This is a genomic window from Dehalogenimonas etheniformans, from assembly GCF_014672715.2.
Lineage (GTDB): Bacteria > Chloroflexota > Dehalococcoidia > Dehalococcoidales > Dehalococcoidaceae > Dehalogenimonas > Dehalogenimonas etheniformans.
The window spans coordinates 1420384-1445184 of record NZ_CP058566.2; the positions used below are offsets into that span (position 1 = coordinate 1420384).

Consider the following 24801-nt stretch of genomic DNA (forward strand, 5'->3'; position numbering starts at 1 on the left):
AACAAGGCCTGATAAAAAATTCCGTTTGAAGGGAAACAGCATGAATCCCCTGAAAAACAATGGTGTTCTGTTGCACATCGTAGCCGGGGCTATAGGAGCGGTCGCTTCGTTCCTGATGCTGGGATTCATGGTTATCCCCGCAATGGCGCAAACCGGCGGCACCTACACGCTGACGAATTCAACCACGTCCAACGTAAACCTGGACTGCGCCATCGACTCAACAGGTATCACCCATGTCGTTTACCAGCGCGGCGGGGCTATCTATTACCGAGCGGGGACCAGCGGAGCCGAGGAAGTAGTCGATACTCCCCCAACCGGTTTCGCCGATAACAATCCGGCGATCGCCATCGGCCCGGACAACCTGCCTCAGATCGTGTGGGCAGCCAACGATGGCTCGTATTACAAAAAGAGAGCGACAACCGGATGGCCGGCATCGCCCATTCTGGTGGGAGACGTACCGCTGGGAGGTAATCCCGACATCGCCATCGGCGCCGATAACGCACCCAGGGTGATATATTCCGCAGACTGGGATGGAGACTCCTTGGCAGAGACGATGTTCACCACCGGGAACTTCCAAACGGCGACGGTGATCTTTGATAGCGGGCTAGACAACACCCGCGGCATCGGAAATTACTACTCCAATCCACACATCGCCATCGACTCCGCAGGGGTCTATCACGTTACGGCCGGTCACAAGCTTAACACGCCCGGAACTCCTAACGTTATCACATATTCGGTAGCTTACTTCAATTCGGCCGGGAGCGGAACCCGAATGGAATCCCCACCAAGGCCTTCCGAAGCCCAGTTCAGCCAGAACCCGATCGCTACCACCGGTACGGGTGTCCGGGCGGCGTACGCCCAGGGGGGAAGCGCTTACTCGGCAACATTGGGAACAACCTGGTCCGAGGTTTCAATGGGGAACGTCACTGGTGTAGCCATAACCGGCGGAAGTTCCTTTGCGGCGGCTTACCTGTCCGGCACAAACATCATGTACGCGCTCTCAAGCGGCGCGGGTTTCGGTGCCGGGACCGCCGTGGACGCAGGCAACCTGCCTTCTTTGGTGTCCAATTCTACCGGAGTCTCGGTGTATTATCTTTCGGGCGCGGCCGTTTCCCAGGTCATGCTCAAGGTCTTTCCGTTTCCGAATGCGGCGCCGTTGGTGATCGCCAACCCGGCTAACGTATCGGTGACCGCCGGCGCCAACGCCGTCTTCACTGCCACCGCCAGCGGCAACCCCCTGCCCACCGTCCAGTGGGAAGTCAGTGTCAACAACGGGGCATTTACCCAGATAACCGGCGCCACTTCCACCACGCTCGTTATCTCGAATACCACCGCCGCCATGAGCGGCAATCGATACCGAGCGGTCTTCCACAACAACCAGCCGCCGCCAAACGGGACAACGGTAATCACCACCGCTGCCACACTAATTGTGAAAGTAACGCCGGTGATCGCTTACCACCCTGCCGGGATTGCCGCGGCGACGCCCCTCACCGCAGCCCAATTAAACGCCACGGCCACCAATCCAAATCAGCCAGGTGTCGCTATTCCGGGCACGTTCACCTACAAACTGGCCTCGAATAACACGATACTGACAGTCGGCAGTACGTTGACCCCAGGCAACAAGTTAATAAACGTCAGCTTTGTGCCAAACGACACTATCAATTACAACAACGGCACTGGGTCGGGCACCATCAGCGTCGCGCTGCCCGCGCCGTCCGTCACGCTGGTATCCTCGGTCAACCCGGCTGCGGACGCCAACACCCAGATTACATTTACAGCGACGGTGGCCGCCACCGCTCCCAACCCTACGGGCACGGTGACCTTCAAGGAAGGCCAGGCGGCGCTGGGATCCGGGCCGGTGACCCTGAACGGCGGTACCGCCTCTATTACCGTCACTCTCCCCAGCGGTTACCACAACATCACCGCGGTGTATAGCGGCGACGCCAATTATTCTTCCACGACTTCCAATGCGGTTTCGCAGACGGTTAATACCCCCGGTACCGGCGGCGGCGGAGGGGGCGGGGGAGGAGGCGGCGGTTTCGGGTCGCAGTTGATAGGCATCAACCTTGCGGGTGAATCACCCTTCATGGATGGCAACGGCAAGTCACTCACCCCCGGCGTCATCAGCACCGCAGACGGCAAGGTCACACTGTCCATTCCGGTCGGCGTCTATATCTGGAACGCCGCCGGCGCAGCCCAGCCTTTCCTGTCGGCCAGGGCGGTCGACAACCCGCCGCCGACGCCAGCAGGACAGGCGCTCATCGCGACCATTGAAATGGGCACCACCGGCGTTACCTTCAATCCCGGCATCTCGATCACCTTCACCTATTCTGCCGCCGAACTCGCGTCGAATGTGGGTGAAAATAGCCTGTACATCGCCTGGTGGGACGGCTCGGTGTGGGTCAAGCTTGCCAGCAGCGTAGACACCTCCAAAAAGATGGTCACCGCCACCATCACCCACTTCACCACCTTCGCATTGCTGGGCGCCATCCAGGCGCCTCCCACGACGACTCCGCCGCCAACGACGACGCTGCCCCCAACCACCACGGGGGTTATTCCAACGACAACAATAGCCATGCCGTCCACAGAGCCGGTCACTACAACGACCGCGGCTCCCCCGGCATCCAGCCCGGTTAACAGCGGCAGTAAAGCGCTCGGTTGGTTACCGGTAGTCCTCGGGGGCGCCGCCGGGATCCTGGCCGTCGGTGTGATCATCAGCATCGCCAGACGGAAAAGATGACAGCCTGCATCGTCAAGATCTAAACGGCATTAGAGGGCAGTGGACAAGCCAGGAGGATCGGCTCGTTCACCAGGACCTATTGAGTCATCGCCGGCAATTCCGATTTTCGTTGTGCCCGTCCAAGATGGACTGGCATGTTTGGCTTGACTGGAATATGATTGCCTAACCATGAAAACCACGCTCCGCCTTCTGCTATCGATCGTCGCTATGGTGCTGATTGGCAACTTTATCATCCTGAGACTCTACGGAGACACGCTTCAAAGCTCCAACCTGTTCATTGTCCGCGGCACCGTGTTTTACCCATTCGCATTCCTGAACGGAATCCTCGGCGTGGCACTCGGTGCATATATTTTCCTGGATTGGAGAAAAAGCCGCTCAGAATCTTAAGATGCATGGACCAAGATCGAATAAAAGAAAGAGGGTGCCGTGTGGCACCCTCTTTCTTTAGGAAGGACCGGGATCAACGACTGAGAACTTTGATGTTGGTCGTGCCAAAGAATCCGAACCCATCCTTGGTCATGCCCCAGATGGATACCAAAGTCTGGCCGGCGGAGACACTGTCAGGTCGATCTAGGAATGCCAGCAGGTCCGCTATCCCATCGGCGTTGGTGTCCTGAATCTGGATCTTGGTCGGCCGGGTGGACACATTGCCGAAAGGCGTGGGGCCGATCCTGACGGTAGCCTGATCGATGTTTCTAACATCGAAGGTGGAGCTGCCAAAGACGGTCATCTTGAACGTGCCTTTAGCATTCGGATTGAACACCTTCGGAGCAAAGTCAGCATCGACCTGAGTCGGAGCCTTAACGGTAACGACAGCCGTGTCGGATCCTACTCCACCATCATCGTCAGCGACCGTCACCGTGACGGTGAAACTGCCAGCGGTGGTGTAGACATGGCTTAACACGAATGTCTTGTCCGTAAGATCGAGGTTCATGGTTCCCGACCCATCGCCGTAGTTTACGGTTGCCGACCAGGCATCGCTGCCCGGATCAGTGAAGGAACCCGAACTGGCGAAGGTGCCACCCACCGGGATTGTCTTATCCGGCCCTGCATTGACTACAGGTCCAGCGTTGCCGACGCTAACGATCGCCGTGTCAGAACCACTGCCACCTTCGTCATCCATAACGACTACGGTTACAGTGAACACACCATTGTCGGTGTACTTGTGGCTCAAGGCGAAAGTCTTGTCAGCGTTAAGAGCCAAGGCCATGACTCCGGATCCGTCGCCGTAATCAACGGTGGCCGTCCAGAGATCGACATCCGGATCGGTGAAGGAACCGGAACTGACGAAGGTATCGCCCTCGTTGATAGCTGCATCCGGGCCGGCATTAACCACCGGAACGTCGGTAAAGGCTACAAGGGCAGTGGCGGTACCGGAGGTGTTGAGACGGTCGGTAACCACAACGGTGATGGTATACGAGCCATGCTGAGCGTAGGTGTGGCTGAATACGAAAGTCATGTTGGTGTTCAGAGCCAGCGGATTGACTCCGGTTCCATCACCATAGTCGACCGTTGCCGTCCAGGGAGCCGCTCCGGAAGCCCGGTACGAGCCACCGCCACTAAGCACGAAGGTGGTAGGATCAGCCGCGGCGCTGTTGATCGTGACTACGGGCGGAGCATAGACCGCATCCGGCCGCATCATCTCGTTGTCTTCATGGTCAACGATATGGCAGTGCCAGACGTAGTCATACATGCCGTTCGGCCAGGCCTGAGATTGGACCGGCCCATTGGGAACGAACGCATAATGGATATCCGCAGCAGGAGTAGTAACCGGGAAGTGCTGCGGACCCCAGCGGACAACAAACCTGGTAACCATGAACGGGGGAACAAAAACCGTGTCTTTCCAGCCGGCTTCATTAGGATCGGGCGGAACTACTCCACCGGTGAGGAATGGGGTGATGTCCGGGTTGCCCCCGTATTTTCCTCCCGAGGCGGTTGAAGGTGTATAGGCCAGCGGAGGTCCAAAAGCCGGTTCATAAGCTCCAGAAGCGAATGCCGCTTCATAAGCCGCGATGTAGCCGGTAGATACGGGAATGGGCGGAACGGCCATTGGATCCGGCCACATACCCATGTAGGCCTCCCGGTTTAATACCTGGAATTGAGCCAGATGGGTGTGAATAGGATGGGCATCCATAGTAGTATTGATGATCTCCCAGATTTCCGTTGTACCCTCAACCGGGAATTCGGTCAACCAGTTCATCAAACCGTCAGACTGGCCGCCGTTAACAGGCAACAGAGGCGGAGACATATGCTCGTTCGGCATCGCGGGATCGGGCCGCAATCCATTCCACTTGGAGTTATTGACCACAGCCTCCAGTGGACCGCCTACCCAGTTGTAAACAAGACCGGTGCCGTCGACGGGAGTGGTCCGAGGGGTATCGAAAGCGATCTCATTGAGGGTCAGGGCGCGGATCTTATCTACGGTTACGCCCGCGGCCAGAGTCCCCGTGGCGGGATCTACCAGACGCACGATCTGTTGCGCGCCCGCCCTGATTGCAGGACCTGTTGCCGGGTTATATCCGGTATCCGGGGCTCCTGCCGTGACTCTAAATTGCATGACGACACCCGTTGTGGCTGGATCATTGAAACCAGTGGCGGTGAGATCGCTCAGCGGAGCATCTGGACCAAAGTTGTGAAGAACGAGCCTGTCGCCCACGACGGCGGTACCGAAATCGACGATGAACTCAGCCCGCTCGCCGGGCATGATCCGCAGGTAATCAACAGCCACCGGGGTATCCAGGTAGCCTTGATCAGTGCCGATCTGCCAGATGGTGGGTTCGACTGGATTGATATTAGTCACCTGGTATCCCGCCAGAGTCGGAATATTTGGAGGGGGAGCATTTTTAAAGCTAAGGATATAGCTCCTAGAATTGGAACCGTTGATCAGGAAGAAGCGCTGCCTTGTATTTGGAACGTTCAGATAAGGCCAGGCCTTACCGTTGACGCATAACGCAGCCAAGGTATTAGGATCACCATCGAAGAATTCCGGAGCCCAGAACTGGTGCTCCGGATTTAACGCAGGATTGGTGGGATCATCGGGGCCGGCAGGGAAGTAAAGCTGACCGTTTTGATCGAAGATACGATCCTGGATAACCAGCGGAACCAGGACATCAGTTCCCACGCCAGTCGCAGTAAGGCCGGGGGGAAGCTGTAGGTTCGGATCGATTAGCAAGTACGCGCCTGCAAGACCGGCGTAAACATTAAGGCGGGTGGCACCCAGGGTGTGATCATGGAACCAAAGCGGGGCCGCTTCCTGGATGTTGGGGTAAGTATAGATGGAATAATTCTGAGGTGTAATGCCGTCCCAGCCCTCGGAGTAGAATGCCTTGCCGGTCCTCCCAGCAGAAGTGAACCAAGCTTCAGGACCACCATCAACCGCCGCGATATCCTCTCCGCCATGCAGGTGCACCGCGGCAGGGATATCCGCCAGATAATGGGCGGGGTTGCCGATCCACGGAACCCCCGGATCCGCATTTGGAATATACATCGGGGAACCATCGGGGTTAGCCCAATGGAGACTCTGGTCGATGGCCCATTTATATGCCAGTACGTTGGTGGTATTTGCATTACCAAGATTGTTGGTGAATTTGAAGGTGTTGGGTGTGCCGCGAGCGGCTACCACAACAGGTCCGGTGTAAGTATCGCGGGTGATGGTGGTATCGGTCCCTGCCGTTACATAGCCCCACACCCAGGTGCCGGTGTACGTTCCGGCGGCCGGAACAAAATCAGAAGGCAGCATGTTTGCCTTAAATTCACGCATCTCGATGTTGACTTGAGAGGCAGGCGTGACGATAGTTTGGATTGTTCCGTTAGGCAATGGAGTGATATCCAGAACAGGCAGCGGATCCAGGTATTTTGTCAAAGTTCCTCCCACAATGGGCACCTGGCCCTGGGAGTTCGGCGTCATGACCGCCGCCTGAGCTTTGACTCTCTTGGGTTTTTCAATGAGTTGGACACCAGTTGCCGCCAGCGCGCCTAAGGCTACGCCAGCTGCGCCTGCCGCTTTGGCAAAATCGCGGCGTGTCATTTTGATCATGTCAAATCTTTCCATTAAAAATCCTTCCTTCCTTTTTATTAACCGTGGATTGAGATCCGGGAACCGAAATGGGGCACCGCTACACCTCCCGAAAAACACTTCGCTCAGTACTTAAGTCATTATTAAACTGAATAATGTTGGGTGCTATAGGTATATCTACTTATTTTTTACACATTTCAATACTCGTTTTTCAGGCCAGATGATCGGCATAAGTTAGCAATGGTATTGTATAGTTAGGTTTTGTCCCTGAAGTCCTATTTAATCGATTGGAGCCTATCATTTCTTGCCCGCCCCCAGCCCCCGCCCGTATAATGCTGCTATTCAACCGAGGAGCGTTTATGGCCGAAATTTCCCCTGAGATAAAAACCCCGAATTACTACAGCGTCGCCTATTGGCGGAAGTGGGCCGGACTCTACGACCGGACAACGAAACTAGCTTTTCTGCCCTTCGGGGGTGAAAAAAGATTCCGCCGAAAATTCGTAGCCATGGCGAAATTGAAGGATACGAACCAGGTGCTGGACATCTGCTGCGGCACAGGTTCCACCACAGCCATTATTGCCGAAGAGGTAAACCAGGGTCACATCATCGGCGTTGACCTTTCGCCCGATATGCTGGCCGTCGCCCGGAGAAAGGTACCAGCCCAGTGGGTCGGTTTCGAACGCGCCAGTGTCGATGCCCTGCCCTTCGGCGACAATTCATTCAATGCCATCTTATGTTCCTACGGCTTGCACGAAATCCCGAAGGAGATCCGCGCCGGGGCCTTGAAAGAGGTTTTCCGCGTCCTCAAACCGGGCGGCAAGTTCCTGACCCTGGATTACAACCTACCCCGCCGTTTCCCCGCCCGCCAGGCGGTCTCGGTCTTCGTACGAATATTCGAACATGACACCGCCTACCGGATGATGAAAGGCAGTTTGTCGGGCGAGGTCGAGGCATCAGGCATGCGGGTGCTGTGCAAGAGAGAGGCTCTGGGGGGGATGTTCCAGATCATCGAGAGTGTTAAGGATTAGTCCTCGAGAGGTTTCGACCATGAACATTGATAACGTCGCCGCCAAAATCAGGGCTTTAGCTAAGGAAAAGAACGCAGTCATTCTGGCGCATAATTACCAATTGGGTGAAATCCAGGACATTGCCGATTTTGTAGGAGACTCCCTGGAACTGTCCCAAAAAGCAGCGGCAACGGGTTCGAAGCTAATCGTCTTCTGCGGCGTACATTTCATGGCGGAGACCGCGGCGATTATCGCGCCGGGATCAAGAGTCCTCCTGCCCGACGCCCATGCTGGTTGCCTAATGGCAGACATGATAACCGTCGCCGGGCTCAGGCGGATGAAGGAACAACTGCCGGGCCGCCCGGTGGTGTGTTATGTCAACTCAACGGCGGAGGTCAAGGCTGAAAGCGACATCTGCTGCACCTCCGCCAATGCAGTAAAAGTGGTCGAAAGCGTGCCTAACCCGGAGGTCATTTTCGTTCCCGACCAGTACCTGGGTTATTACGTGCAGCAGCAGACCAAAAAGCGAATCCACTTCTGGCCGGGTTACTGCCCAACCCATGCCCGCATACTGCCGGAACACATCCTGGAACTCAAAGCAGATCATCCGAATGCCAAGGCCATGGTGCATCCTGAGTGCCGGCCTGAAGTTGCCGCGATCGCCGACGCAGTTCTTTCCACCGGCGGGATGATCAGATATGCCAAGAATCCGGCATATAATGAATTCATCGTCGGCACGGAAATGGGCATCATCCACCGCCTGCGGAAAGAGAATCCAGGGAAGAAGTTTTATCCAGTCTCTGAGCAGGCTGTCTGCCCTAATATGAAACTGATCACCCTCGAAAAGGTCTTATATTCCCTCGAGACCGAGGAGCCCCAGGTCAAAGTACCGGAACTTGTCGCCGAAAAAGCGCGATTGGCGATAGAAAGAATGCTTGAGGTAAAAGGATAAAAGCTAAATGAACGATTTCAAATACATGATGGTCATGGTCACCGCCGCCGACAATGAGGAAGCCCGGCTCATCGCCAAGATGCTTTTGGAGCAGAAAAAAGCCGCCTGCGTCAGCATCATGGACGGCATGAACTCAGCCTATTGGTGGAAAGGCGCCGTCGAGAACGCTACGGAAAGCCTGTTAATGGTCAAGACAAAAGCCGCGTTGCTCGATGATATCGTAACAGCGGTGACCGAGATCCACAGCTACGAAAACCCGGAAATCATCGCCCTGCCGGTCCTCGGCGGCAGCGATAGCTATTTCGAATGGATCGATGAATCACTCGAACCTGAGGCTGAAGAACCGGCTGCGTAGCTATTTTAAGGTTCGCCGCCGTATAATAGCTGTTCAAGAGCGAACAGATGTTTAATACCGTCCGCGAAGATATCAATAATGTTTTCACAAAGGACCCGGCGGCGCGGGGTGTCTTCGAGGTCATTTTCTGCTATCCAGGCCTTCACGCCCTGTGGGGATACCGGATTTTCCATTGGTTCTGGAAGATCAGATGGCATTTCCTGGCGCGTTGGCTTTCACACGTAACGCGGTTTCTAACTGGCATTGAGATCCACCCCGGCGCCACCATCGGCCGCCGTTTTTTCATTGATCATGGAATGGGCGTGGTCATCGGCGAAACGAGCATCATCGGTGACGATGTACTGCTCTATAAGGGCGTGGTTTTGGGCGGCACCAGCCTGTCCAAAGGCAAGCGCCATCCCACCCTGGGCAACAACGTGGTCATCGGCACCAACGCCTGTGTCCTGGGCAACATAACCCTGGGCGATGGTACCCGTGTGGGGGCGGGATCAGTGGTGGTCAAGAGCGTGCCGCCGGGGTCAACTGTTGTGGGCATCCCTGGACGCGTCGTCGAGGAACATAAACCACAGGTCGTCACCGACCTCGAACACGGCAAGTTGCCTGATCCGGTCGCCGAGGCGGTGCGTTACATGCTGGCCGAACATGCCAAGCTGGACAAGCGGTTGGCAGCACTGGAAAAACTGGGAAGCATCGTGACACCGACCGATGAACTCGAGGACAAGCTCAAGGAACTGGCCAAGGAATTTGATTCAAACGAGCCAACCTAGCCAACGGTTCAAGCCTTAGGCACCAGTTCGATCTCAAACAATAGCGGCCACAGCTTCCCTGTAACGAAAAGCCTCTTTCCTGCTGCATCGTAGGCGATCCCGTTGAGCACATCGACAGCCACGGGATTGGAAAAGGGCGGCAGCAGCCCGGTTAAATCAATCCAGGATTCCACGTTGCCGGTACCCGGGTTGATTACGGCGATCTTATCGGTCATCCAGATATTGGCATAGATTTTGCCATTGACGTATTCCAGTTCGTTTATGTTGACTACCGGCGTGCCCTTGTCTTTGACTTCGATCTTGCCACTCACCTGGAACGTCGCCGGGTCCAGGAAGTATATCGTCGAGGTACCGTCGCTCATAATCAGGCGGGTTCCATCTTGCGTCAGCCCCCAGCCTTCGGTGGCGTAACTGAAGCTTTTCAACACACTAAACGTGTCTTTGGAAGACACGAAACCGATATGGGTCTGCCATGTCAATTGGACGAGCGAGTCCTGCCACACGGTCAATCCTTCGCCGAAGTACTTAGAGTCCAGGCTTGCGTTTTGCAAGGCTCGGCCGGTAGCCAACTCAACCTTTCTCAGAGTGGATTGCCCGTAAAGCCCGGTGCTTTCGTAGAGGAAACCATCGCTGTAGATCAAGCCTTCAGTGAAGGCACCCCGGTCATGAGGGTAGGTGTTGACGATGCGATAAGTGTACTCGGCGACCGGGGGAGTGGTGGTCTGGGGAGCAGTAGTCGAAGTCGTTGGAGCAGTGCCGCAACTCAACAGGGAAAACAGCAACGTGGCGACAAACGCCGCGGCAACCATCTCCCGGATTCTCGTCAAGTGCATCACTTCCCCCTAAAGACAACGACTAAATAATATCCCTCTGGTGACATCAGGCCAAAATCCTGAACGTCAACTTGATCCAAATCATACACAACCAACCGCGGTCAGCTATATACTGGCTTTGTCGCGCGATTGAGAGCGCGAACAATTTTTATTAAGGGAGAACTATTTCGGGCGAAATGTTTTGTTTCCAGTGCGAGCAGACGGTGGGCAGCAAAGCCTGCACTAAAGTTGGCGCCTGCGGTAAATCGCCGCAGGTTTCAGCCGCGCAAGATGAGTTGACGGCTGCGCTGGTCGATCTGGCAAGAACCGTCGAGGGTAAAAACACCGATTCCTCAATGGATGGTCTGATGATGCGGGGACTGTTCGTCACCGTCACCAACGTCAATTTCGATAATCAAGATTTCAAAGAATTGGTGGAAGAGGTCAGGAGTCAGACTAGTCGACTGGGCGGATCCGCGACATTCCCGGCCGCCGCCCTGTGGCGGGGCGATCCCGACATCGTCTCACTCCGCTCAACGCTGCTTTTCGGCCTGCGCGGCATGGCCGCCTATGCCTGGCACGCCAGAGCCCTGGGTCATACCGATGAAACGGTTACCGGCTGGCTGTACAAAGGCCTGCGCGAGATCGAGTGCGAGCATTCCGTCACCGAGTGGTTTGACCTGCTGATGGAATTCGGCCGCGTCAACCTGAAATGCATGGAACTCCTGAACGCCGCCAACACCGGGACTTTCGGACACCCGGCGCCAGCGCAGGTAACCACCACCATCGAACCGGGCCCGTTCGTAGTCATGAGCGGCCACGACTTACTCGACCTGGAGGAACTGCTGGAGCAAACGGCGGGCAAGGGCGTCAACGTTTACACCCACGGCGAGATGCTGCCGGCTCACGCCTATCCCGGGCTGAGAAAATATCCCCATCTTAAAGGAAATTTCGGCACAGCCTGGCAGAACCAGCAGCAGGAGTTCGCCGGCGCCCCCGGGGTCTTCGTCTTCAACACCAACTGTCTCATGCCACCGAAGGCTTCCTACGCCGACCGGGTCTTTACCTCGGCGGTGGTCGCCTACCCCGGTCTAAAGCACCTGCCCGAGTCTGGTGGGCGGACCGACTATACCCCGGCCATCGAAAAAGCACTAGAACTCGGCGGCTATAAAACTCGCCAGGAGTTCACCGGCATCAACGGCGGTAAAACCCTGACCACCGGCTTTGGCCTGGAGGCGGTGATGGGCGTGGCCGGCGCCGTTATCGAGGCGGTCAAAAGCGGTGCAGTGAAACACTTCCTGCTGGTTGGCGGCTGCGATGGCGCCAAGCCCGGCCGCAACTACTACACCGAGCTTGTTGCCAAATCACCGGCTGATACTTTCATCTTGACCCTGGCGTGCGGTAAATACCGTTTCAACGACCTGGACCTCGGAACCGTCGGCGGGCTGCCGCGCCTGATCGATGTGGGCCAGTGCAACGACGCCTATTCGGCCATCCGGATCGCCCTGGCGCTGGCAGACGCATTCAAATGCGGCGTCAACGAATTGCCTTTGTCGCTGGTTCTTTCCTGGTATGAACAGAAGGCAGTGTGCATTCTTTTGACCCTGCTCGCGCTGGGCATCAGAAACATCCGCCTGGGTCCGTCGCTGCCAGCATTCATCTCTCCCAACGTGCTGGCGGTGCTGGTCGAGCAGTTCGGCCTTAAACCTATCGATACCGCAGAAGCGGATCTAAAGGCCATTCTCGGTTAGCTTTTTCGGGTGCGAGGCCGGCGCATCCCGCTGGCTCGCACCCCTTACGTTCAGAATTCTCCGGGCATAACAATCCTATGGTATAATAATTAATATGGCTGAGATAAAGGTCGTCGCCACCAACCAGAAGGCGTACCACAACTACTTCATCAGCGACCCGGTTGAAGCCGGGCTGGTGCTGACCGGCACGGAGATCAAATCCCTCCGCGGCGGCCGCGTCAGCCTGGGCGACGCCTATGTCAAGCCTGAGAACGGCGAGATGTGGCTTTTGAATGCCCACATCGCCCGTTATGAGCCTGGCTCTTATATGAGCCACGAGCCGACCCGGCAGCGCAAGCTTCTGGTCCACAAAAAACAGATGCGCCAGATGCTCTGCAAGATCAAAGAGCGTGGACTCACCCTGGTGCCGACCAAGATCTATATCAAGGGCAACATCGCCAAGGTGGAAGTGGCGGTGGGTAAGGGCAAGAAGCTCTACGATAAGCGTGAAGTCATCGAGAAGCGCGAGTGCGAGCGGGAACTCGGCCGGGTACTCAAAAACCGGCTCTAAATCATGGGGACGCGTGGTTTCGACAGGGGAGGTTAGTTACGGAATTGCGGGTTGAGCTTGCCGCTAAGCTCATTAATCCTGGTGGCAAAATACAATTGGCGAACGTGAACTCGTTCTCGCCGGCTAAATAAAGCCAGCGCATCCGCCGCGCTCCACCCCAACGGGCGCGGACCGGGTGCCGAAAGATTGGGGTGCCTCCAACCAGACACCGATACGGAAGGCGAAAGAAAAATCGGCTGGCCCCTAAAGATTCCGCCGGTTGAAGCTTAAAGGGCGAGAAACAAACATCCGGCTAGACCTGTAGTAAATTCCGGACAGTCTTTTCTGGACGGGGAGTTCGACTCTCCCCCGTCTCCACCAGAAACACGACCGAGCCTTTGGGAGAAGATCCCAAGGGCTCGTTTATTATATGGATTTTAGAATCTTTCTTGGCTGAAGCTACTTGGAAGATCGGCCTAAAGGGCGGCTTTGGCATCACGGCAACCACATTCTTCCCAGCTTTCGCATCGATGTAAACTGCATCAAGCATGGTAACGAGAATCTTTCTCTGCTCTGAGAGGTTGGCTTTAGCCCATAGCTTTGGAAGATCCAGAATAAGCTTTCCAGCTTCCTCAGCGGCGTTATAGTCAGGAACAATTAGAGACTCAAGACTAAGTTCTAGTAGTCTCTTCTGTTTCTTGTACTCTTCCTCTTCAATCAGACCATCGATGTAAGCTCTGCCCATTCTGTGTAGTTTGCCTTTAGCCTCTTCCCTTTCTTGGTTGATCCGGTCAACATCATCTTTCAAGGCAATCACCGAGAGTACTTCTTCAAGCCACCTAGGACCGAGTTCAATGGCTGAGACTAAGCTTCTAACCTGTTCATCGATAGTTGAACAGCTTATGGCTCCTCCATGTCCGGGACAGTCCTCAATGCTCCTGGTGGCTTTGTGTTCCCGATAATAAGTATTTCCGCTCTTATAGGTCTGAGCCCACATCGGCATACCGCAATAGGCGCATCTCACCAAGCCTTTAAGCAGATATTCTCTTTCAGGGTGAGACGATAGAGTCTCAGACCGGCTGCAGTTCTTTCTAAGTGCTGCCTGAACTGTGTCAAACACTTTTTTACTGACAATCGGTTGATGAGCGCCAGGTAAGGCCTTACCTCGATAGATGACTTGACCTGTAAAGAATGGATTGTGAAGTATGCCTCTCACTGAGGCGGTTGTGAAGAACCTTGGTCCTGAAACAAGGTTGCCAATGGCATCCGGCATTGCCTTAGTATTTCTGGTCCTGAAACCCTGAGCATTGAGCCAGGAAGCAAGGGTAGCCAACGTTGCTGAGCCAGAAGCGTAGCGTCTGAAAAGATCGGTTACCGTTGGTCCCTCAGTTGGATGAATATGGATCCCGGCTGGGTGCTCGGGGTCGCACTTCTTGATCTTCTCGCCTTTTTCTGATTTGTCCCAGCATGATTCATATCCGAAAGGGATAGCCCCATGGTGTTTGCCCTCAAATATCCGCTGTTCCTGTCCTTTCTTCACATGCTTGGCCAGAGAAGATGAAAAGAACTGGTTGAAAGCTCCCAGCATGTGTAGGTGCAGCATGCCGTCTGGCGTGGAATAGTCCAGGCTCTCGGTGATCGATATCAAACCGATGTTGTGCTTGGACAGGATCGATAATGACTCGAGCATCACCTTCAGATTCCTGCTCCAGCGGTCGAGGGTGTGGATCACGATGACATCAAATTGATGTTTTGTGGCATCGTCTAGAAGTTTCCGAAAGACTGGACGCTTATTGATAGCATCGACATGAGCGCTCTTGCCTTCTTCCCGATAAACATCAACCGCTTGCCAGCCCCTGTTCTGGCAGAGCTCACGGAAAAGTCTTTCTTGAGCGCTAAGTGAATGACCCTGCACCTGGGATTGATCGGAGACCCTTGTGTAGGTAACCGCTCTCTTCTGTTCAAGCAAGTCGGTCGCTTTCAACTATAGGGACCTTATCCTTCCTTGATGCTATCGACAGAGCTACCTCAGCAAGTGCATCCAAGAATTGATTAACCAATAAGGCGTCAAGTTCTGACCCTTCTCTTGAAGTGGTGGTGAGTGTAGCCGCTTCCACCTTACCCGTCAACGCATCCTTACTGAGTTGTTCAGGAGCCATATCCATCGTCTTCCTGCAATCTCTCCAGTACATCTATTACCTGTTTGACATATCCTTGGTCGTTGACGAAACCACGGAAGTGGCGAGGCGTCTCACAGTAGAACATCACCGAGACTGCCCGTTCCCGGCCATGAGATAGTTGGTGTCGTGTCGGAGGTCGGATCAAGTACAGGCGACCTTAAGATCGGAGACCGGGTCGGCATCGGTTGGCTAGGCCGGCCATGTGGACGATGCGAATGGTGTAGTAAGGGTCAAGAACAACTCTGCATGGACATCGTACAAGCGGCGACATGGCTGCCTTATGGCGGTTTCTCGTCATCTGTTGTCGCAAACAGCCGCTTTGCCAATCTACTTCCCCGGTCCATGTCCTCGGAAGTAGCTGCTGTTATGATGTGCGCCGGAATTACTGTTTATTCCCCTTTAATAGCGCGAGTCAGTCAATTACCTTTAAACATCGGGATTATCGGCATGGGCGGTTTGGGACACCTCGCGATACAGTTTGCGCATGCTATGGGTTACGAGGTCACCGCTATTTCTTCCTCTCCCGACAAGAAAAAACAAGCCTTTTCTTTCGGGGCAGATCACTTTCTTGATCTAAACGATAGGACCGCACTCAGGCAGCGGCAATATGCATTCGATTTTCTCTTCTGCACCGCGCACGGTAATTTCAAATGGGAGCCGTTACTCGAGATCCTGAAAAAGAGGGGCACCATAGTCATGATAGGCTTCCCCAACGTATCTTTGAATTCCACCGACCTCGTCGCGCACGAACTCACGATAACCGGTTCGTTTCTTGGTTCGAGACTGGTCATGAGAGAAATGCTGGCTTTCGCCGCCGAGCACAATATTGAGCCTCTAATCCAATCTATGCCCATGTCACTCATAAACAAAGCTATTGAAATCGTACGGCAGAACAAGGCTAGATATCGGATTGTCTTATATAATGACCTTCTACCAAATTCTAAGGCGTGACAACCTACCTAATAACACACGAGGGGTTTTCTACGGCCACCATCTAATTCCCATCCAATCTAAAAATATCTCGTTTCAGAGTGGACTCGACTCTCCGAGAATGAAGCTAACATAAACAAAGAGGCTTCGTCGCGTTTAAGGCGCGAGTCCTACGCTCCGAGAAAGACGATGCTTAGGAGCCAGGTTAACAGCTCCCACGTTGCGGGGAGAGTCCGACTCTCTTCATATCGAATCGATCAAAAGCCCTGCAGACATACTTTTAAGCTCTTGTAATTCGTACTGCTAAAGCTATAATGCTTTTATGAAGAACCGTACACCCGCATTACGGAAAGACTAAAAACGTCATTTCAGTTCAGGACAAAGACAGCACCATATTTTGTCAACTAGGAGGAGAATACAATGAGAGGCAATCCTGCAAAAAGGAATCTTCGTTTTGCAATTATTCCAAAGGTTAGCCATCCCTGGTTTGATGAAGTCAACAAGGGTGCCTTGGCTCAAGCTGAATTACTCGGAAATCAATTGGGTATAAAGATAATGATTGAGTATCTTGCACCTAAAACCGCAAATATAAATGAGCAGAATTCTATTCTTGACAAAGTTGCATCCACCAATTGTGATGGTATCGCAATTGACCCTCTTGCTAACCCATGTGAGATGAAGGCTATTGCAAAAATTAAAACTAAGGGTATTCCCATAATTGTTTTTGACTCCCCATCATCAAATGAGGGGATTTCAAGTGTTGGAAACGATTTCACACAGCAGGGAGTGGTGGCTGCTGAGCGCCTAGTTAAATTGATTGGAGAGAGAGGGAAAGTAGCGGTCATGCAAGGTTTCCCAAGTGCCCCAAATCACAAGGCGCGTTACGAAGCACAAGTGTCGGTTTTGAAAAAATGCTCTGATATCATTATTGTTGACGGAGGAATCGACAATGATGATATTGAGATCGCTAAGCAGCAAGCGGCTATTGTTCTTAATTCTAATCCTGACCTCAACGGTTACTTGTGTTGTGATGCTTCTGGACCGATAGGCATAGCTTCTGCAATAAAGGAATCGGATAAGACATTTAAGGTTAAAGTTGTTGGAATGGACGGGATTAAACCTATACTCGAAGCAATCAAAGAGGGCGTGATAGAATCATCAGTTTCAACTATTCCAAGAGTTCAAGGCTCCATGTCAATTCTAATATTGTGGCAGTCTACTTTAGGCGTTCAGATTCCCCAAAGGATTGATACAGGCATTGATGTGATTACACAGGAGAATATAGATTCATTCTTGTCTTCATCCTGAATGATGGGGGGTAACGTGATTGTTAAAATTGGGAGTTATAGACAACCGAGGGGCTTCACCAACCCCTCGCTCATCTCTTCAGTGATCCACTCCAGAATTTCCCGCGTTTCGGAGAGGCTCGACTCTCCGAGGAGGATTATATTAACAACAGACCGAGAGTTTTACGCTCTCGGTCTGTAGGGATCTTAACCACTCCAGAATATCTATTGTTCCAAGTAAATTCATTTAGGCGCCAGGTTCTCCTTTAGAGCAAAGCACGCCTAGCACGTTCAAGATTGTTTTTGTAACCAGGCAATAATTTTAGCCCCAATTTTACAAAAGAATTACTCGAGACACTGTCAAGATAAGCTAGATCTCCTATCCGTTTGACTATACCCTCAGAATAAGTGGGGAAGGCAAAACCAACATCATGTAATCCGGCAATCGTTTTTCCAGAATGTCGCATCAAATGAAACTGCTGTATGATCTCATCGGCACCTACCCCCAGAATATGAGCACCCACCAATTTACCACCAGTAGTGGTTATTACTTTGGCTGAACCTTCCTCTCCTCCATCAATCCCAGCTCGTCGTACAGACCTGTAATCGTATCTATATATGCGTAGATTACTACCATAACGCTTAATCGCTTCAATCTCAGTTAAGCCGGTGTGAGCCAAGGGTGGGTCAGAAAAGACGACCGAAACAATGTTTTCGGAACGAAAACATTTTTTTAAAGGAATAAACATGTTGTTGGCGGCTATAAGACCTTGTTGTTCAGCTACCATAGCTAATTGAAGGGGCGTAGTTACATCACCACACGCATAGATATTAGGGGTGGATGTCTTTTGGTGGGCATCAGTCTGGATGCCCTTTTTCGAATACTTGACACCCGCATTTTCTAATTGAAGTCCTCCAACTGCAGGGGCGCGACCGGCAGTCGTTAAAAGCACCTCTGCCTGAATCACCTCATGGAAATCTGAACCGGTAACCGAAAGCTCGATCGGTTTTCCCTTACCTACAACTTTAATGGTACGGCACCCTGTGTACAATCGGATACCAGAAGCCTTCATGATAGCGACCAAACTGGAAGTAAGTTCGTTATCCTCACGGTTTAAGATCGAAGAAGCAATGTCAACCAAGCTTACTTCAAGCCCGATATTTCTGAAAGCTTGAGCGAATTCAACTCCATCGGGTCCTCCGCCTAAGATAATTATCGATTTAGGCATATGATCAAGATCATAAATGGTTTCGCATGTGAGCACTGGCACCGATTCGATACCCTCGACCACTGGCTTAACTGGAGTTGAACCAGTGGCTATCAGAAAAAACCGAGATGAATAACTTTTACCGTTAAGCTCTATATAATTCTCGTCAGTAAAATGCGGTTGCCCGAACATCACTGTGATGCCAACTGCCTCTAAATCAGAAAGCAAGTTGCCAGCTGCGCGACTAGCGATTGCTGCTTTGACGTGGGCAAATACTCCATGGCTATTTGAGTCGAAAACGCCAGAGCTAAATCCAAAGTTTCCAAGATTCCTTGCTTCTTTAATAGCATGACCGGCACGTATCAAAGCCTTCAAAGGTAAACAGTTGTTCCATGTGCACTTGCCGCCAAAAAGACCTGATTCAATGATAGCCACCTTTTTACCTAATCCAAGCACCATGATGGCAGCCGATAAACCGCCTAAACCGCTACCAATGATTATGAGATCAAAGTCCTTTTTCATTTGTTAATATCCTGTTTTTGATATCAAGCGTGAATTAATGCGCAGCATAACTATACTTATTCGAATAATTCTACTGTTCCGGTCGCCTTTCTTATCGGCATTACTTTACTTTTATTCTTTTTGTATTATGGAAATCTGACAATAAATAGTGGCTTATACTGATGGTGACAATAGCGGTATCAGCTTGCTTGATGAACTCAGCTAATCTGGGATAACGCTGAATTAATTGATCAGCATATCTCGCTTTTTCGTCTGACACTTCAGAAGCCAATCCAAAAACGGTGACTGCGCTCGCATTCGAGATATCGGATGGCTGGTTGGTTCGATTATCAATTAATAGCGAAACTAAGGGATTTTGAACAAGATTAATGTATTTCTGGGTATTTCGAATAGTAGCAAATACTATCGTTTTCAGATTATCAGTTATGACAAAAGCGATTAGATTACAATGAGGCTGATTTGCGTTTGTTGTGGTTAATACGGCAAAGAGTTGGTTTATTATGATATTACGTACAGCCGCTACGCCTTTTGAAGTTCTCAACACCATCACTGACTTTATCCCTTTAGTAGCTGTATCATGTATTAAATCCCGGCAGTTACAGGAAATCTCGTGGAATGGGTCTATATCACATTTTTTCTTCACCCTGGGCTATAAATCCACAACCAACCGCCAGTACAGCTAAGCCTGCCGAGATAATTGTCCAGACTTCGATGTTTTTGTTCTGTATTACCCTTTCGTTCTGTTAGTTAAGTTGTGATTTGATTTTCGAGATGTGGTTCTTTGTCTCGGCGACTAGCTGACTTAGTACTTCTTTGAATGACTGCCCTTCACCGGAAAAGGCATCAAAAAATCTCTTTTCTATAAGACTCTCCTCAATATATAGACTAGTCACCAGCGCCTGTCTATCCTGAACTACCCCTGAAAGAGCTAGCTCAATCTCTTTTTGCACATAAGCACTATAAGTTGATACAGCGGCTATCGAAAACCTGTGGCTTACCTTGACGTCACCTTGCATTTGACCGAGTTGGCGTAACCAACCCGCGTGCATCTTCTCTTCAACTGCTAGAGACTGCCAGAATTGTTTTCTTATCAGCAATCGATCAGCATAAACTTGGTAAAGTTGACCGATCAGTTCTTCGTTCTGAGCCAATGACTCTATTAGTTTAAACGTGGTATCACTGGGCATAATGATTGGGGCAATAATACCATCGTCTAAAGTCGCACACAACACCGGAAAAGCTTTTTCAGCCCCTCTGTCATCCACTTTAGGACGTCTATTGTTTCAGCTAGAGTCCGACTCGAAGGAGAACGATGCCTTAACAGACCGATAGTATCGTGGATCTCTCGGTCTGGTTTATGATAGCCCATCCAGCGTTTTTATTTGTTCCTAGCAAAGTCCGAATCACCCTGCGTAGATAAAATCTGACACTTCGACAACCCCGTTTGCCTTATTGCTACCATATTTTTGATTTTTCAAACCTGATATCATGGTCAGGGGTGAATTACCCCCGGCATAACTGATATTATTGAATCAATTTCTAGGAGTGATTCATGACAAAGCGGTTCATCGTTCTGATTGGCGTATTAGCAATCAGCGCGTCCATCATCTTATATCTCCTTCACTTTGTGATTTTCCAAGATGCTCACCATATACTTATTTATCTACTCGGGGATTTGGCTTTCATGCCACTAGAGGTTTACCTCGTTGTCATAGTCATTGAACGACTATTAGCTCAGCAGGAAAAAAAAGCGCTCTACTCCAAGCTCAATATGGTTGTCGGCGCCTTTTTCATGGCTGTAGGTAACCGTCTCCTTGCCAACCTTTTAACAAATTTCCGTGAGCAGGAAAACCTCTTCAAGACCTTTAGCGTTAACATCCACTGGCAACGTAACGACTACAAACTTGCTCGGGCAATGGCTCTAAAGGTTAAACTCAAGGTCGATTTCAACCAAATTGACTTGGAAGCATTGAAAGGATTCCTCTGCGATCAAAGACCATTCTTACTAAGTCTTATGGAAAATCCCAACCTATTGGAGCGCGAAGCTTTTTCTGAGTTATTATGGGCTATTACGCACTTGGCTGAAGAACTTGAAGCCAGAAAAAGCCTAGGGTCACTAGGCGAAACCGACATGAAGCACCTCGAAGGAGATATCAACCGTTTCTACGACCGACTTGTATTCGAGTGGCTAAACTACGCTGAACATTTACAAACCCATTACCCATATTTCTTCTCGTTACTGGTACGAACCCACCCGTTCCAGCATGCACCGACGCCCGAAGTGAGTGCCTGAAGGTCAATAACCCTCTTAATATTGCCCTTATAATTCACCTTTGCAAGTAAGGCTCGTAGAACTAATTGAGGGGCTTTTCTAACCCTCCAATTAGTTCTTTTCTTAAACATCTCAATGGATCACACCATATTCAGAAAGGCAGTCCGACTCTCCGAGGAGGACGTAATTTTACACGAGACGAGATTTGTACGCTCTCGGTCTTTCAGGTTCTTAACCAATCCATATTACGGCGCGTTTCGGAGAAAGTCCGACTCTCTGAGGATGATGACCTAACAAAACACTTGAGGGGCTTCATTAACCCCTCAAGTGTCTATCACAAAAGTGTCATTGATTATGGATATATTTTGTTTACACCAGCGATATCGCCTGTCTCAAGACTACGCTTTTTAAGTTCTGAGTCAGAGGCATATCCGTACATCGTCTGTTCTGATGCAGCATCTGTGTAAAGATCGTTTAGCACCAACCAGTGCCCCGCTTCGTGAGTCATTATGTTTTGAACATCGACATCATAAGCTGAGGTATTGGTAAGCTGCGCCAAATCAGGATCAGCGCCCACAGAGATAGTGCCTTGTACCCAAGCATAACCAGAATCTAAGTTGAATATGGTGTCAGTATCGACAACTAGTTTCGTTCTGGTATTCGACCAGATGATTGTGATGGCTACACTTCCCGGGTCGTTCAGAGGTGCCCAGCCAACCACATTCTTGTAGTCGGGCACAGATACATCAAGGCCAGGTAATACATCTGTAGTACCACCGAATGTGAAGTCAACGCCTGAGCCAGCAGCTTCCCAGGCTTCAAAAGAAGCAATCACTCCGTCCTGTGCGTTACTGACAGGGCTCGAGCTCGGGTTATAGTAATAGGTGACAGGCAAATTGGACCAGTGATAGCGACTATACGAGTACAATACCGGCTCTTTGGGCGGTTTTGCCGGTGATGGTTTAACATCTTTAACCTTCGGGTGGACAAAAACAATCCGCTCGAGATCAGGCGGATCTTTCCCCTGACCATTGTCGGCTGCAGTCAAAGCACCAGCGGAAGGCAAGATAAAAAGAGCCAGAACGCTAAAGATTATTAGCGCGCGTCTGAGGAAATGTAACATCTAACACTTCCTAAAATCTCAATGAATCTACTTGATATTTAACACCCAGTTTGGTCTATGTCAAGAAGCTTTATCGCGTTGCGTTGGAGAATTCGGCTTGATTCTGGTTCCGATTCGACCTTCTTCCGGAGCCTGGAAAGGAGAATACCCTCTTGCAACGAACTGGCCACGTTCAGTGATAATGTAACCTACCCCACAGGTTGTACATGTCTGGTGCCGGGGTAAGGACAAACACCAACCATACACTTCAACACAGCATTTCGGGCAGGTCCCCTTCAGTACCATACTCATATTTTGGACCGATAACTCACTTTAAACAAGATGCATTTTCCTAACCTGAACTGCCCAGAGTTAGGTATTTTCACACCAGTCTTCCCATATTTCCGGCATAGTCAAATCCCAAAGGGCTGCATTATGACTTTTTTACCAATCGGTAGGGTACTAATTGGGGATTGATAATCATCAAACCAAGACTTATCTTCTGATTGATGCGAATAAAGAACTGGGCGCATCAGAGGAGGAAGGTATGAAAGGCAGAAAAGCAGTAAGGTTGTCGCTTGCGCTTATACTCGTCTTGATTATGACGGGTGTTACACAGGTTGCAGCGGCAAAACCAGACGGTTCAAACGGCACCAATGATGTGATAGCCCGAAGCAATGGATTCCCCAGTGGTGAGCACTTCAATCTCAACATACTCGGTAAGAAGGTGGACTATATTGGCGACCCGACTCCGGGAGGCAACTCGGTTTTCATCCTAGAGTATGGAGCCTCAACAATCGAGTATGTCACTAATAAAAAATCATCTCAAACTGAACTCTACGTGCTTGACCCGCTTGCAGAAGCCTTCGATGGCGATGCTGCCCGGGTTCAACTTCCCTATGAAGCTGATGGCTACTACGTTTTTGGCCGAATTCTCGGGAAACCAAACAACGGTAGCATCGAACCGGTCAGCAGCATCATCCTCTATCCCAATCAGGTAATCGCAGCCTACAACGATACCGATCCAGCAAATCCGGAATTTCCTAATTACACTGATCCCGTTGATGACCCGCTGTTGGCTTTAGGCTTGATTGTAGGGCCAAACCTGTATGTCGCCGAGGAAGAAACTTACGTCCGGTTTGATCCTGATTCCACCGCCGGTAAAGGCAAATCAAAAGCCACCAACATCACGGACCTGTTCACCTATACCGGATGGGTCGTGGACGCCCGCCTTGATACCAATGGTCCTGAAGGTGTGCCTGACGGGGTTATTTCTCTGTTCGATGTGCCAATCGGCGACTACGACAGCGATATCCTTACGGCGCCGAACAGAGACTATAACAATGACGGCGTTGAGGATGAACTGGATGTCGAAGCCTGGTTAACATCACAGTCTCTACTCGATTCCCCGATGTCCTGGTATTACGATTCAGAATGGATACTTAACATCGCTGATCTGGTCATCACCGAACAAGGCCTCGTTAATGACGGCACGAAATTGCTGCAGATCAGGTTTTACCCTGTCGATAGTACTACATTTATCGAGTAACTAAGAATTCCTAACTGATTCGAATGGTTTAGAACAACAACCGAGGGGCTTCTTCAGCCCCTCGGTCAAATCAATACTTCCCGTGTTTCCAAGAGCGCCCGGCACTCCCTTTCGAGGATGCCGACCTAAAAACGGACCGAGCGATTTACTCGCTCGGTCCGTTTGATGTGTAGCCAATCGAATCGTTTTCGCGTTTCAGAGAGAGAGTTTGACTCTCCGAGGAGGACGTAACTTTAACAACAGATCGAGAGTTGTAATCTCCGGTCTGTTTGATGTGTAGCCAATCCATACTCCGTCGCGTTTCGGAGAGAGTCCGACTCTCCGAGGAAGACGATGCTTCGTAGCAACAGAGAGGCTTTAAAAGCCTCTCTGTTTCATCAGTTTTGAGCCAAATCAATACCTCCCGTGTTTCCAAGAGAGCCCGACACTCCCCGTCTCCCCGTCCAGGTCACAAAGTCTGCATTTGTTACTTCTGAGGATCTGACACCAAACAAAAACAGAGGCAGACTGAATCAATCTGCCTCTTTCTAACAGGTAACCTAAAGAAAAAATTTCGCATTTTGAGCGTGGAATAGTCTTCAACGGTGGAGTGGGTATTAGAAGATAGGCCTTTCAGGTCATACTTGCATCGGGGTAAATATCGGCATCACCGTTATTTGGTGAATGCTTCGAATTGAGTAAACATACGCGCCAAGCGTGTTTATTGCTCATCCGGTATAACACAAGATAAAAATGGGTATCAGTTTAATTATCCAAAAGGAAGTCAGGGGTGACGGAGAAAGTTGGAACTTCCATCACCCCTGACTTATAGCAAAAGCGCCGTT

The 24801-nt window shown here is 51.2% G+C and carries 18 protein-coding genes, 1 other RNA gene and 1 pseudogene; 13 read left to right on the forward strand and 7 right to left on the reverse strand.

What is annotated here, in order from left to right; genetic code table 11:
- Positions 1 to 40: 40 nt before the first annotated feature.
- Together HX448_RS07080 and HX448_RS07085 are read left to right on the forward strand one after the other, a co-directional pair.
- Positions 41 to 2740 (forward strand): Ig-like domain repeat protein, encoded by a 2700-nt coding sequence (locus tag HX448_RS07080; protein WP_102329967.1) that lies wholly within the window; start codon positions 41 to 43, stop codon positions 2738 to 2740.
- A 168-nt stretch (positions 2741 to 2908) separates the two neighbouring features.
- The gene (locus HX448_RS07085) at positions 2909 to 3127 is read left to right on the forward strand and encodes a hypothetical protein (protein WP_102329966.1); all 219 of its coding nucleotides are present in this window, start codon (positions 2909 to 2911) and stop codon (positions 3125 to 3127) included.
- 73 nt (positions 3128 to 3200) lie between these two features.
- Here HX448_RS07085 and HX448_RS10640 read toward each other — a convergent pair whose 3' ends face one another.
- A complete protein-coding gene (locus HX448_RS10640) occupies positions 3201 to 6791 on the reverse strand; it encodes a PKD domain-containing protein (RefSeq protein WP_102329965.1) in 3591 nt (1196 codons plus the stop codon).
- A 323-nt stretch (positions 6792 to 7114) separates the two neighbouring features.
- Between HX448_RS10640 and HX448_RS07095 the strand changes: the two genes are divergently transcribed.
- The 4 genes from HX448_RS07095 to cysE are packed head-to-tail and all read left to right on the forward strand — an operon-like array spanning position 7115 to position 9836.
- Positions 7115 to 7783 (forward strand): class I SAM-dependent methyltransferase, encoded by a 669-nt coding sequence (locus HX448_RS07095; protein ID WP_162485824.1) that lies wholly within the window; start codon positions 7115 to 7117, stop codon positions 7781 to 7783.
- 19 nt (positions 7784 to 7802) lie between these two features.
- Positions 7803 to 8714 carry a quinolinate synthase NadA gene (gene nadA, locus HX448_RS07100; RefSeq protein ID WP_102329963.1) on the forward strand — a complete coding sequence of 304 codons (912 nt, stop codon included), beginning with the start codon at positions 7803 to 7805 and terminating at the stop codon, positions 8712 to 8714.
- Between the two features lie 7 nt (positions 8715 to 8721).
- Positions 8722 to 9069 carry a divalent-cation tolerance protein CutA gene (gene cutA / locus HX448_RS07105; RefSeq protein WP_102329962.1) on the forward strand — a complete coding sequence of 116 codons (348 nt, stop codon included), beginning with the start codon at positions 8722 to 8724 and terminating at the stop codon, positions 9067 to 9069.
- Positions 9070 to 9116: 47 nt separating this feature from the next.
- Positions 9117 to 9836, forward strand: coding sequence for a serine O-acetyltransferase (cysE, locus tag HX448_RS07110; RefSeq protein WP_102329961.1), 720 nt, complete (start codon positions 9117 to 9119; stop codon positions 9834 to 9836).
- Between the two features lie 8 nt (positions 9837 to 9844).
- Here cysE and HX448_RS07115 read toward each other — a convergent pair whose 3' ends face one another.
- Positions 9845 to 10669 carry a glutaminyl-peptide cyclotransferase gene (locus HX448_RS07115; RefSeq protein ID WP_226846692.1) on the reverse strand — a complete coding sequence of 275 codons (825 nt, stop codon included), beginning with the start codon at positions 10667 to 10669 and terminating at the stop codon, positions 9845 to 9847.
- A gap of 176 nt (positions 10670 to 10845) precedes the next feature.
- Between HX448_RS07115 and hcp the strand changes: the two genes are divergently transcribed.
- The 3 genes from hcp (at position 10846) to ssrA (ending at position 13309) form a co-directional block, all read left to right on the forward strand.
- Complete coding sequence (hcp, locus tag HX448_RS07120; protein ID WP_102329960.1) at positions 10846 to 12399, forward strand: hydroxylamine reductase; 1554 nt, start codon at positions 10846 to 10848, stop codon at positions 12397 to 12399.
- Between the two features lie 94 nt (positions 12400 to 12493).
- On the forward strand, positions 12494 to 12949 hold the full coding sequence (gene smpB / locus HX448_RS07125) for an SsrA-binding protein SmpB (protein ID WP_102329959.1): 456 nt from the start codon (positions 12494 to 12496) through the stop codon (positions 12947 to 12949).
- 5 nt (positions 12950 to 12954) lie between these two features.
- Positions 12955 to 13309: a transfer-messenger RNA gene (gene ssrA, locus HX448_RS07130) on the forward strand.
- A gap of 505 nt (positions 13310 to 13814) precedes the next feature.
- Here ssrA and HX448_RS07135 read toward each other — a convergent pair.
- Positions 13815 to 14912, reverse strand: a pseudogene (locus HX448_RS07135) (recombinase family protein); the annotation flags it as partial.
- 289 nt (positions 14913 to 15201) lie between these two features.
- On the opposite strand from HX448_RS07135, the gene HX448_RS07140 reads away from it, so the two are divergent.
- Positions 15202 to 16059 carry an NAD(P)-dependent alcohol dehydrogenase gene (locus HX448_RS07140; RefSeq protein ID WP_226846903.1) on the forward strand — a complete coding sequence of 286 codons (858 nt, stop codon included), beginning with the start codon at positions 15202 to 15204 and terminating at the stop codon, positions 16057 to 16059.
- A 399-nt stretch (positions 16060 to 16458) separates the two neighbouring features.
- Positions 16459 to 17346 carry a substrate-binding domain-containing protein gene (locus tag HX448_RS07145; RefSeq protein ID WP_102329957.1) on the forward strand — a complete coding sequence of 296 codons (888 nt, stop codon included), beginning with the start codon at positions 16459 to 16461 and terminating at the stop codon, positions 17344 to 17346.
- Between the two features lie 244 nt (positions 17347 to 17590).
- Here the strand turns inward: HX448_RS07145 and HX448_RS07150 are convergent, their stop codons facing one another.
- The 3 genes from HX448_RS07150 to HX448_RS07160 form a co-directional block, all read right to left on the reverse strand.
- Positions 17591 to 19054: a dihydrolipoyl dehydrogenase family protein gene (locus HX448_RS07150; RefSeq protein ID WP_102329956.1), complete on the reverse strand. Its 1464-nt coding sequence runs from the start codon at positions 19052 to 19054 to the stop codon at positions 17591 to 17593.
- A 100-nt stretch (positions 19055 to 19154) separates the two neighbouring features.
- Positions 19155 to 19697, reverse strand: coding sequence for a pyridoxamine 5'-phosphate oxidase family protein (locus HX448_RS07155; RefSeq protein ID WP_162485823.1), 543 nt, complete (start codon positions 19695 to 19697; stop codon positions 19155 to 19157).
- A gap of 100 nt (positions 19698 to 19797) precedes the next feature.
- Positions 19798 to 20319 carry a hypothetical protein gene (locus tag HX448_RS07160; protein ID WP_102329954.1) on the reverse strand — a complete coding sequence of 174 codons (522 nt, stop codon included), beginning with the start codon at positions 20317 to 20319 and terminating at the stop codon, positions 19798 to 19800.
- 287 nt (positions 20320 to 20606) lie between these two features.
- On the opposite strand from HX448_RS07160, the gene HX448_RS07165 reads away from it, so the two are divergent.
- Positions 20607 to 21347 (forward strand): hypothetical protein, encoded by a 741-nt coding sequence (locus HX448_RS07165; protein ID WP_102329953.1) that lies wholly within the window; start codon positions 20607 to 20609, stop codon positions 21345 to 21347.
- Between the two features lie 331 nt (positions 21348 to 21678).
- Here HX448_RS07165 and HX448_RS07170 read toward each other — a convergent pair whose 3' ends face one another.
- Positions 21679 to 22449 carry a zinc metalloprotease gene (locus tag HX448_RS07170; RefSeq protein WP_102329952.1) on the reverse strand — a complete coding sequence of 257 codons (771 nt, stop codon included), beginning with the start codon at positions 22447 to 22449 and terminating at the stop codon, positions 21679 to 21681.
- Positions 22450 to 22975: 526 nt separating this feature from the next.
- Between HX448_RS07170 and HX448_RS07175 the strand changes: the two genes are divergently transcribed.
- A complete protein-coding gene (locus tag HX448_RS07175; protein WP_162485822.1) occupies positions 22976 to 23977 on the forward strand; it encodes a hypothetical protein in 1002 nt (333 codons plus the stop codon).
- The last annotated feature ends 824 nt before the right edge of the window (positions 23978 to 24801 follow it).